General features: G+C 45.4%; 12 protein-coding genes. 6 read left to right on the forward strand and 6 right to left on the reverse strand.

Annotated elements, in window-relative coordinates:
* Window positions 1–30: 30 nt before the first annotated feature.
* Window positions 31–429, reverse strand: a complete 399-nt coding sequence (locus KIO97_RS02745; RefSeq protein ID WP_285380896.1) for a hypothetical protein — start codon at window positions 427–429, stop codon at window positions 31–33.
* Between the two features lie 139 nt (window positions 430–568).
* On the opposite strand from KIO97_RS02745, the gene KIO97_RS02750 reads away from it, so the two are divergent.
* From KIO97_RS02750 to KIO97_RS02775, 6 genes are all read left to right on the forward strand, one after another.
* Window positions 569–1,474, forward strand: coding sequence for a LysR family transcriptional regulator (locus KIO97_RS02750; protein ID WP_285380898.1), 906 nt, complete (start codon window positions 569–571; stop codon window positions 1,472–1,474).
* 180 nt (window positions 1,475–1,654) lie between these two features.
* Window positions 1,655–2,986: a paraquat-inducible protein A gene (locus tag KIO97_RS02755; RefSeq protein WP_285380900.1), complete on the forward strand. Its 1,332-nt coding sequence runs from the start codon at window positions 1,655–1,657 to the stop codon at window positions 2,984–2,986.
* Window positions 2,979–4,625 carry an intermembrane transport protein PqiB gene (gene pqiB, locus KIO97_RS02760; protein ID WP_285380902.1) on the forward strand — a complete coding sequence of 549 codons (1,647 nt, stop codon included), beginning with the start codon at window positions 2,979–2,981 and terminating at the stop codon, window positions 4,623–4,625. The genes KIO97_RS02755 and pqiB overlap by 8 nt, the downstream gene beginning before the upstream one ends.
* Window positions 4,625–5,194: a membrane integrity-associated transporter subunit PqiC gene (locus KIO97_RS02765; RefSeq protein WP_050905594.1), complete on the forward strand. Its 570-nt coding sequence runs from the start codon at window positions 4,625–4,627 to the stop codon at window positions 5,192–5,194. Before pqiB ends, KIO97_RS02765 begins: the two co-directional genes overlap by 1 nt.
* A gap of 106 nt (window positions 5,195–5,300) precedes the next feature.
* The gene (locus KIO97_RS02770; RefSeq protein WP_285380903.1) at window positions 5,301–5,783 is read left to right on the forward strand and encodes an SRPBCC domain-containing protein; all 483 of its coding nucleotides are present in this window, start codon (window positions 5,301–5,303) and stop codon (window positions 5,781–5,783) included.
* Window positions 5,784–5,931: 148 nt separating this feature from the next.
* A complete protein-coding gene (locus KIO97_RS02775; RefSeq protein WP_005431118.1) occupies window positions 5,932–6,171 on the forward strand; it encodes a hypothetical protein in 240 nt (79 codons plus the stop codon).
* Between the two features lie 69 nt (window positions 6,172–6,240).
* On the opposite strand, the gene KIO97_RS02780 is transcribed toward KIO97_RS02775, so the two are convergent.
* The 5 genes from KIO97_RS02780 to ihfB form a co-directional block, all read right to left on the reverse strand.
* Window positions 6,241–8,088 (reverse strand): extracellular solute-binding protein, encoded by a 1,848-nt coding sequence (locus tag KIO97_RS02780; protein ID WP_045372743.1) that lies wholly within the window; start codon window positions 8,086–8,088, stop codon window positions 6,241–6,243.
* 424 nt (window positions 8,089–8,512) lie between these two features.
* Window positions 8,513–9,214, reverse strand: a complete 702-nt coding sequence (gene pyrF, locus KIO97_RS02785) for an orotidine-5'-phosphate decarboxylase (protein ID WP_005431048.1) — start codon at window positions 9,212–9,214, stop codon at window positions 8,513–8,515.
* 83 nt (window positions 9,215–9,297) lie between these two features.
* Complete coding sequence (lapB, locus tag KIO97_RS02790; RefSeq protein ID WP_005431114.1) at window positions 9,298–10,473, reverse strand: lipopolysaccharide assembly protein LapB; 1,176 nt, start codon at window positions 10,471–10,473, stop codon at window positions 9,298–9,300.
* A gap of 18 nt (window positions 10,474–10,491) precedes the next feature.
* Entirely contained in the window at window positions 10,492–10,785 is a 294-nt protein-coding gene (locus KIO97_RS02795) for a lipopolysaccharide assembly protein LapA domain-containing protein (RefSeq protein WP_005431104.1), read from the reverse strand.
* Between the two features lie 140 nt (window positions 10,786–10,925).
* Entirely contained in the window at window positions 10,926–11,210 is a 285-nt protein-coding gene (gene ihfB, locus KIO97_RS02800; RefSeq protein WP_005431133.1) for an integration host factor subunit beta, read from the reverse strand.
* Window positions 11,211–11,251: the final 41 nt, after the last annotated feature.

Raw genomic sequence — 11,251 nt, forward strand, 5'->3', positions numbered from 1 at the left:
TCGCTGACGAAACTCGTCAGAAATCACTTGTTATTCGCGGAATACACACAGGGTGAGATGGACTCGATACTTTTGGACTATCGGTTCGGTCCATTGTCTTTTGCTGGCGAATGCACAACAGCGCCACACGACAAGCGCGAAAATGCCAACAAATAATACAACGACCAAGGTTTCCAGTTGTTGTTGAGCAAATTGAATCAGCTTTTCAGACAATTCACATTTACTCGTGTCATGCACACTTTCTGCTTTTACGATTTTAACTTCATCGCCGACAACCGCAGAAGTCGAGCTTGCATCATATTGCATGGCACAACTGAACATCAAACCAGAATTTTTCATCAGGCACACCACAATCACCCAGCCTATTAGCGCTAGGAGCCATTTGCCCTGTTGTCGGGACGCAGCAGATTGTAAAGTGGATGAATGCATTCTAACTTCGATAAATGTGGAAACGCGGGAAATCATACGCAAGTTAGCATAAACCTCAAGTAGTATGATTTTTTGAACAGCGCGTTTTCGTAACTAACTGTGATAGTCTTATGACTACCGTTTCTGTAAATAATTCAACATGCTCAATAAAGTTAATCTTGCTGATATTCGCTCCTTCGTTTTGATCGCTCAACTGGGTAACTTCACCAAAGCGGCAGAAGCGCTTTCCGTCTCTCGTTCTCATGTGTCTCGCCAAATCAGTGGACTTGAAGCACAAATGGGCGTGACCTTACTAACTCGCACCACACGTACTCTGCGTTTGACCCATGCTGGTGAACGTTTTTACCAAGAGTGTGAGAAAGCGCTGCGCGATATCGACCAAGCGTTGATCGCCGCAGTCGACGACACTCAAGAAGTGCGCGGCTTGATTCGCGTAAACTGTGTGGGTGGCTACATCGGCGAGGACATCATTGCCAAGTACGTCAACGAATTCATGTTGGAATACCCGAACATTACGGTCGACCTCGACTTCTCTTCGCCACGCATTGACCTGATTGAGGACCAATTCGACGTGGCGATTCGCATGGGCGAGTTGGAAGACGCAGGATTCGTCGCACGTAAGCTGATGATGATTGATATGGTGACGCTGGCAAGCCCGAACTACCTCAAAACGCATGGGGAACCAGTGACACCCAAAGAACTGGCAAAACACCGCACTCTGACTGGCTCCGTCACTCGCTGGAGTTACCGTAATGTTACCAATCCGAAAGAACACAGTGACGTCATCGTGAAAGGTAATCTGCGCTGTAAAAACGGCCGAGCACTCGTGATGGGTGCACTACACGGTAACGGAATTATTCGTGTGCCATTAAGTTACTGCGACGAAGAGGTCAAACAAGGCCAACTGGTTAAAGTGATGCCAGAGTGGGAAATCCCTTCTGTTCCTTTGTCTGCCATTTTCCATCGCGACCGTTATCAACCGAAACGCCTGCGCACCTTTATCGACTTCGTTAAAGCCAAATTTGAGCAGGAGTTTGCAGAATAAAAAGACGAAACGCACACGCGCTGCGTCTAAAACGAAGCATGGAACAACACCTTAACCAGTCTCCGAGGCTGGTTTTTTCATTTCAACAGGTTAGAAGCTTGTAAAACATCCCCGCAAAAACAAGCGTCTAAGAAGAAAAAGAGTTATTCTTAGTTATTAAAAGTACGAAATAATAACTGAATGAGCACTCAACCTAATTCACGTCAACTGATCTCCTGTGAGGAGTGCGGCTTGGTCGTTCGTATCCCTGATATTGAACAAGGTCAAAAAGCCCAATGTCCTCGCTGTGAGCATTCGCTAACCAAAGTCAATGCCAAGCCGTATCAAAGCGTTATCGCTGTGTCGGTTGCGTGTCTGATCATGTTGGTTTTGAGCATCTCTTTCCCGTTTATGTCGTTTAGCGTTCAAGGTTTATCCCAAGAGATCACCTTAATGCACGCGGCGAAGATGTTGGCGGAATTTCATAACGCGCTACTCGGTGCATTGCTGCTCGCGACTGTGGTCGTGTTGCCCGCTATCTATGTTGGTTTGATCCTCTTTCTTCACCTTGAAGCCCTAAAATCACTCAAGCACCCATTAGGGAAAAAACAAATCCGCATGGCGAAAACGCTGTGTCGACTCTTATTTCGAGTCGAGCCTTGGCTGATGGTTGATGTATTTTTGATTGGCGTTTTGGTGAGCTTGATTAAGATTGCCTCGCTAGCAGAAATCAGCATGGGTAGCTCATTCTGGGCATTCTGTGTGTACACCGTGCTGGTGGTGAAGTGCATTTCGATGGTCGACAAGAGTTGGCTATGGGGACACTTTATTCCTGCGATTGAATTACCAAACGTGAAAGAAGGTGACACACACCATAACGAAAACCACATCGGTTGCCATACGTGTCATCAACTCAATCCAATTGAAGATAAAAAGCACCAAAAGTGTCTTCGTTGCGATAGCCCTGTGCACAGATACAACCCAAAAGATAACATGCAGAAAGCTTGGGCTTTACTGTTTGCAGCGGTCATTTTCTACATTCCTGCCAATTTATATCCAATGATGTATACCGTTAGCCTTGGTCATTCCGAAGGTTCCACCATCATGGAGGGTGTGGTTCTCCTGTGGCAGCTGGGTTCTTACCCTATTGCAGCGGTTATCTTCTTCGCTAGTGTGTTTATCCCTATGGCCAAAATGCTGGCATTGGCGTGGCTTTACTACAACGCTCAAAAAGCACAGTACTTACCACCGGAAGAAAGCATTTCACGTTTAAAGGTCTATCGAATTACAGAATTTATCGGTCGTTGGTCAATGATTGATATTTTTGTTGTCGCGATTTTGGTTGCGCTCGTACAGTTGCAAAACCTAATGGCGATTTACCCTGGTCCAGCTGCACTCTCATTTGCTGCAGTGGTCATACTAACCATGCTCTCTGCAATGATTTTTGACTCGCGTTTGTTGTGGCAATTACCACAAAACGAAGCGCAGGAGCCAATGAACAATAACTTAACTGAGAAAGCCAAATATGAGTGATGAGAACAACGCAACCGCTCAAATAAAACCTCAAAAGCAGGTCTCTGCGATTTGGATCATCCCGATCCTTGCGCTAGCGATGGGAGCGTGGATGCTGTTCCAATACATCAACAGCACAGGACCAGAGATCACGTTAAAACTTCCTACAGCGGAAGGCATTGAAGTCGGCAAAACCGAAATCAAAGCTCTGAACGTAAAGGTGGGCGTTATCACTGACGTCAAACTTAGCGAAGACTATGACCATATCATTGCTACCGCACAAATGAACAAAGACGCCGATCGCATGCTGCGTGAGGACTCTATGTTCTGGGTGGTGAAACCACGTATTGGTCGCGAAGGTGTATCTGGCTTAGAAACACTACTATCAGGCGCTTATGTTCAATTGCAACCGGGGAACTCCAAGGTAGAAAAAGAGCACTTTGATGTGCTTGACGTTCCACCCGTTGCCTCTCCCGATGCAGAAGGCCTGCGTATCGTTTTAACTCACCGTGAAGCGGGAAAACTTGGTGTTGGCGATCCCGTTATCTACAAAGGCTTTACCGTAGGCCGAGTGGAAACAACCAGCTTTGATGTCGAAACTCGTCGTGCGCTATACCAACTGTTTATTTTCAAACCATACGATAGCTTAGTGCGCACCAAAACCCACTTTTGGCTAACATCTGGCGTTGACTTGCAGTTGAATGCGGGAGGCTTTGAGGTGAAATTTGGTTCGTTAGAAAGCCTAATCACAGGCGGAGTTACTTTTGATACTGTACCTGGTTTAGATGCTGGAGATGAAGTCACTGAGGACATGTTGCACTTCCGTCTTTTCGATGATGTGAAGCAAGTACGCGAAGGCATGTACGACGAATACATCCAATTTGTGATGATGTTTGAAGAATCAGTCCGAGGCCTAAAAGCGAAAGCACCGGTTGAATACCGCGGTCTTCGTATCGGTACGGTAATGAAAGTGCCGATGCGTATGCCAACACCTGAAGAAGATTTCTCAGCGAAGAAAATCCCAGTACTTGTGCGTATTGAGCTCGGTCGCGTTTATGAAAACCTACCGTCTAGCCAACTACCAAGGTTCAAAGAGAAGCTTAAAGAAGAGTTTGCTAAGGGGCTTCGTGGCACACTGAAAACTGGTAACTTGTTGACCGGTGCGCTGTACATCGACACTGACTTCTACCCAGATGAAGAGCCATATGTGCCAAGCAAGTTTGAAGACTATGATGTATTCCCAACGAAGCAAGGTGGTTTCGCCCAAGTTCAACGCCAAGTCAATGACTTCCTCACTAAGCTGAACAGTTTGCCGATGGAAGACACGTTGAACTCACTGAATAAGACACTGAAGAACTCAGAAAAAACACTGGCTTCGGCAGAACGCGTAGCGAATAGCGTGGATCGTCTCCTTAACCAAGAAGACACTAAAGCAATTCCAGCGGATATTCGTAAGAGCTTGGAGCAGTTACAAAAAACGTTGGATGGCTATGGCCCGAACTCCACTATGTACAGTGAAATGGAGTCAACGTTGAAAGAACTAGAGCAAGTGATGACTGAGTTTAAACCGGTTCTGAAGCAGTTGAATGAAAAACCAAACTCGTTGGTATTCGGTGAAGATGACGTCAACGATCCAACCCCAGTTAGAGGGCAAAAATAATGAAACGCGGACTTTTATTGATCTCTGCCCTTTTGGCAGGCTGTAGCAGTGCACCTGAAGACTCTGGTGCTTTGTATGTCTTACCGGAAGCAAGTTCTGCTAAGCTAAGTGACACCGCGATTGCTCAGCGTCCACAGCTGGTGGTTCGCCCTGTAGAACTTGCTAGCTACCTTGCTGACAGCGGTATCGTATATCGAACCTCTGAAACAAAAATCGTTCAAGCGAAACACAATCAGTGGGCGCACAATATCTCTGAGCAAATCACACAACGCATTATTGACGAGCTGCGCAGCAAGCAAAGCCAATACTGGCCGGTTGAAGTAAATAACCTGCTTGACCAAAGTGGTGAGAGCAAACTTTTACTTTCACTGAGCAAGTTTAATGGTAGCTATCAAGGCAACGCTGAAATTGAAGGTGAATGGTTGATTGTTGATGAAAATGGCAAAGTGAAAAATAGCGCACCAGTCAAAATCAACATGCCTTTGCAAGATGATGGCTATGACGCACTTGTTGATGCGCTGTCAGTGGGTTTGAACAACCTAACAGACCAAATCGCAGCCCAACTATAATCCCCCCTCCTCGCCCATTCAGTTCTCTGAGTGGGCGAAGCGTTTCTGCACTTTACGCCACACTCTCCTAAGCTAATAAGAACAAGAGCTATTAGGAACCACCGAGATGAATAAATCGGAAGTTATCTGGCCAGATTATTACCACCCCAAACATGCCCAGATTCATGTTCGTAGCCAAATTGAAATCCCAGAGCCTCCTGAAGTCGTTTGGCAACATTTAGTACGAGCGCCAGAATGGCCGGCATGGCGACATGCAAAAACCATGGTTCAAATCCTTAATGGCGACAACACCTTATGTAAAAACACTATGTTTCGTTGGAAGGCCTCTGGATTTGAAGTGAAGTGCACCGTCGTAGAGTATTTACAGAACCAACGCTTAGCATGGAAGGGGAAAAAAGGAAGTATCGATATTTACCATGCTTGGGTGCTAGAACCGACGAAGCACGGTTGTTGTATTATTACAGAGAGCACCCAGCGCGGTGGAATCACGTGGTTAACGAAGTACTTTGCGCCAAGGCGGTTAAGGAAGTATCACCTCAGATGGTTGGAAGAACTATGCCGTCAATCTCATGGTCATTGCGAAAAATAGCGCGATGACCTTTCAAACCCAATGCTCAATAAATGCACTCGACCTGATCTCAATCATATTTGAGACACACCGCTTAAGATACCCTTAGCGAAAATTAGAAATTCCAATCCTATGGCCTATAGGCCAAGAGAAAGGCGTTAAATTAGCAATGTCGATTAACATTTCAGATCTTACCGCTGCTTTAAGCAAGGTCGAGCATATCCATAAAGTTCAACTGGAAAATGTACACCAGTTTTTTAAAGCAAACGAGGCTTTCTCTCTGAATACATTTAGCCAGATCGTTTCGAGTAGCTCTATCGATGAACGTTTTAAGACCATCGATGCAGCATTTGCTTCACTTGGTGACGTAAAGACTTACCTATTGGAAGCCTCTTACCTAGTCAGCTAGTATTTTGAAAATGAAAAAAGCCCCGACTCAATCAAGTTTCGGGGCTTTTTGTTGTTTGCTATTTAGCAACTAGTTCGATGACAACTTGTAACGGTCGTCGATAACCGTCACTTCAGGGAACGATTTGCCCGCCTTCATTGCTTTCTCGGTCTCTTTCTTCACAGATTTATCAATCCAGAAGTTCGCAATGTCCATTGGGTGCAGAATCCACTCAGTATTCTTTGTCATACCGTTTTTCGGGATCTTAACCCAACGCCAGTGAGCATCACGGGTGTAAGGCACCATGTAACCAGGAACGATCACGTTCGCATCACCGATGTATTTTTGAATCTGACGAGACAAGTCGTAACGTTTTTGCTGCTCAAACTCGTTGTCATACGCTTCGATCAACTTGTCTAGCTCTGGGCTGCTGTAATTTGTGTGCGCATTCGTTTGTGGTTTGTTAGCGTTGTCTGAGTGGAAGTACTCCCAGTACGCAGGGATCTCACCAGAACCCATGTTCAAAAACGCTAACTGGTGTTTCTTCTCAAGAATGTATTTGAACGCAGAAGAACCATCAACCAAGTTCAGAGTAAACTCTAAGCCTGCTAGCTTAGCTTGCTCTTTCAGGTACGCGATACGCGGCGTATGTGAGTTGTAACCGTAAGTGATGGCAAAGCTTAGACGCTCACCTTTATCGTTCACACGGATACCATCAGAGCCAACTTTGTCGAAGCCCGCTTTCTCGAAATGTTTGACCGCTTCTGCTGGATCAAATTTTGGCGGTGTGTTGTTTGGATCGTCGTAATCACCATGGCCAAAACCAAGACCATGTGGCTTACGAGAATAGTCACCACGCATGATGTTTTCGATCATGCCGTCATAGTCGGTTGCAGCCATGACACCTTTACGTACTTCTAGGTTATCCAGCATTGGCATAGCCGTGTTCATCCAAAGACCACCCGCACCTTGAGGCGACTGGTTAAAGCCCCAGTACTTTTGTACATAGCCTTTCTTGTACACTTCACTGTCTGTTTTATCGTGCCAGAAGTTTGGTAACACCATTTCAAAGTAATCTAAGTTACCCTTTTCAAAGTGCTTCATTGCGATATCTTCATCACGGATAACTGTGATGCGCACTTTGTCTACGTTGTAACGATTTTTGTAATAACGGTTGTTGTAGCCCCACCAATCTTCGCCAACGTGTTTGAATGTCACGCTCTTACCTTTCTTCACTTTATCGATGTAGTAAGGTGCTGCTGTAGGCTCAGATTTGAAGTTAAACTTGCGAACAAAGTTATCTGGCATACCATCATTATTTTCGTCTTTTTCTTTCTTAAAGAAGTGCTCAGGACGAGGCTGGAAACCGTTACTTGGCATGTTGATTAACACCATTAACGAATCTTCACTTTGCGCGACAGCTAGGTTGACTTTGATGGTGTAATCATCGATTTTCTCAACACTTACAATGCTCGTTTTAAAGAAGTCGTTGTACCACGGATCGATGATGTCTTCCGACGTGTAGTACTTCATCATAAACACGTAATCATCTGCGGTGATCTTCTCACCATCTGACCATTTCGCCGTTTCATCTAATTGAAAGTAAACCGTTTTGTTGTCATCGCCAAATGCCCATGCTTTGGCAAGCTGTGGAATCCATTTACCTGTGTCAGGGTGGCGCTGCGCCAGTTTCGGCGTACCATCCATTAAGTACTGACGAAGGCCAGAGTTCGCATCTGGGCCTACACTACGAAGTGTCTGTGGGAAACTGCGGATAAAGGTGCGGTAAGTACCACCTCGTACTGCTTCTTCTGAAGCAAATAGCGGTTCGTTATTATTCGAAGTCCATTCGATATCTGCAGGTAGTTCAGCAGCATTTAGTTGAAAACTGCTCGCAACCAACATTGCCAGTGCCGAAAATGGCAGGGTCTTTATCATTGTTTTCTTCCTTGTTGTGTTTGCGCAATACGGCAGGAAGAGTGACGGCAGTGAATCTCGAAGTGACCACGCGCAAGGCGCGGTAAAGGAAATAATGAGAGCAAATACAAAGTGAAGTCCTATCCACTTCCGTATTCATATCAGAGAGTTTCACTAGGTCATCCTGACCTTACAACGCAGTGAATGCATCAACCCCATACTATTCGTTACACATTTGTAACGCAAGCTACCCATAACACATGGTTGCACTTTCCGAGTATCACAGCCATTTATGTTAGCAAAATGTGATCCTAGCAGTACCATCAGCCACAGCGTTCATCTGGCACGATATGAATAACAACACTCCAAGAGATTTTTACGTGCTGCAAAAACAAAAAAAGGTGAAGCGTTCCCACTTCACCTTTGCGCTCAATTCAAAGCAACATTACATGTTTGCTAAGCTATCGTTGATTGACTTAAGAACCGATGCAGGATCCGCCGCCTGAGTAATAGGACGGCCAATAACCAGATAGTCTGATCCCGCTTGGATTGCATCGACTGGTGTCATGATGCGGCGTTGATCGCCTTGCTCTGAACCCGCAGGGCGAATACCAGGAGTTACTAGCTTAAACTCTTTGCCAAGTTCATTCTTCAGAAGTGATGACTCTTGAGCAGAACAGACTACGCCATCAAGACCTGAATTCTTTGTCAGCGTAGCTAGACGAATCACTTGCTCTTGAGGCGCAACGTCCAAGCCAATACCTGCCAAATCACTTTGCTCCATGCTTGTAAGCACAGTCACGCCGATCAGCAGTGGACGGTCTTTACCGTAAGGTTCAAGAATCTCACGAGATGCCGTCATCATACGTTCACCACCACTCGCGTGAACGTTCACCATCCATACACCTAGCTCAGCCGCAGCGCGAACTGCTTTTGAACACGTATTCGGGATATCGTGAAACTTCAGGTCTAGGAATACAGAGAAACCACGTTTATGAAGCTCACGTACGAAATCAGGACCAAATAGCGTAAACATTTCTTTGCCTACTTTTAGGCGACATGACGCAGGATCAATTCTATCTACAAATGCAAGTGCATCCGCTTGGTTATCATAATCCAGTGCGACAATAACTTTTTGGTCGATCATTTCATCTCCTAACTAGTTTTTGGTTCTTATTAAAAAGGTTAAAAAAATGCAGCGGACAGAAACTCTGCCAGCTGCATTAAAAATTATTCACCGTCCAATCCTCGGATTGGCTTGATCGTCCCCCATCCTTTACATGATGGACAATGCCAGTAAAGGGAATGAGTGGAGAAACCACATTTCCTGCATCGGTAGTGCGGTTTAACTTTTAATTGCTCCCCAACCATCGCTTGTAGTGTAGAAAGGCTGTCTTTTGCACGACCATCTTCTGCTTCCGCGATATGGTAGTCGATCAGGCGGTAGAAGCCCTTCATGGTTGGGTTTTTCAATAGTTGCTTGGTCAGCAGCTCTTGCGCTGCACCAACGCTCTCATGATGCGCGACAAGCTGTGCTAGCATCAGCTCAGACGATACACCGGCTTTCTTATCGATACACGCACGCAAGAACTCTACCAGCTCATCTTCTTGACCAAGGTGGTGATAACATTCGGCAATGGTCGGCAGTACATCACTGATAAAGTCTTTATCTTGTTCAAGTACACCCGTGAGGTATTTAATGGTGTGCTTGTAATCTTCTGACTCCAAATAAACACGGCCCAGCGCAATGCTTGCACGCACACATTTCGGGTCTTCTGACAGTGCTTTCTTGAAGTGTTGAATTGCTTTGCTGGTGTTGCCATCTGCTTGGTCAAGCATCGCTAGTTCACACCAGAAGTGTGCGATGTTGGCACGAATACGAGTACGCTTCTTGCCCATCTTCGCCAACTGGTTGGCGTAATGAATGGCTTTTTCCCACTCACGCGTCTGTTGATAGATAGTAACCAGTTGTTGAAGCGCGCTTTCACGATGGTCTGGCTCCTCAACTAGCTGCTCAAAGATTTTCTCTGCGCGGTCTAAAAAACCAGACGCCATGTAGTCTTTAGCCAGTTGCTGAAGAGCAAGGTTTTTCTGGTCCAGAGTCAGGCCAGAACGAGAAATGAGATTTTGGTGAATGCGAATTGCGCGGTCGACTTCGCCACGAGAACGGAAAAGATTACCCAACGCTAGGTGTGTATCTATCGTTTCGTTATCGACTTGGAGCAATTCAATAAAGTGGTCAACCGCCTTATCTGACTGATCAGATAGGAGCAGGTTAAGACCCGTCACATACTGACGGGATATTTGATGAGATTGCTTCTGCTTGTCTTGCTGAGCGCTGCGATGGCCCATGTACCAGCCATAGGCGGCGGCTATCGGCAATAACAAGAAGAGTAGTTCAAGCATTAAAGTTAAGCCTTATCCTTATGCCTGTTTTTCTACTGCTGGTTTTGCAGGTTTCTCTGCTTCAGCGGGCTCATACTTTTTAAGTTTCTTTTTCAGACGGCGAACTTGAAGCTGAGTCTTGAATTGGATGCTAGCAAAGATAACCCATGCCAGACCAAAGCCAACGACAAAGACCACACCCAGTAGCGTTGATAGGTGGAATTCACCTTTCGCTAGAAGGTAATTGAAAGTCACGATCTCTTGGTTTTGAGAACCTAAAGCCAGTGCAATTAAAAAGAGAGCTAAAACAGCAATGATTTTTATAATTTTCATGTTACATCACCCTTCGAGGAGTAAGTAGGTAAGATTATGCAGTAAAATGTTTCTTCAGACCATGTATATTACCAATAATCTAGTTATAAAAAAGCGGCATACACGAGAGTATGCCGCTTTTTCAAACTAATAAGAGAGCCTTAGCTACCGAGATTCACGCGTTCACGAAGCTCTTTACCAGGTTTGAAGTGAGGAACGTATTTACCTTCCAGCTCCACCTTATCACCCGTTTTAGGGTTGCGACCTACACGAGGTTCGCGGTAATGAAGAGAAAAACTACCGAAGCCACGGATCTCAATACGGTCACCGCTCTCTAATGTAGAGGCCATGTGCTCCAAAATATCTTTTACAGCATCTTCTACCTCTTTCGCTGATAAATGTGTTTGCTCAGCGCAGAGTCTTTCAATCAGTTCAGACTTAGTCATAGTTGCCCTCTTTGAGTATCTTTATCACTCATTATAGTAAG

Origin of the sequence: Vibrio sp. B181a (genome assembly GCF_030248375.1) — a bacterium.
Classification (GTDB): Bacteria; Pseudomonadota; Gammaproteobacteria; order Enterobacterales; family Vibrionaceae; genus Vibrio; species Vibrio campbellii.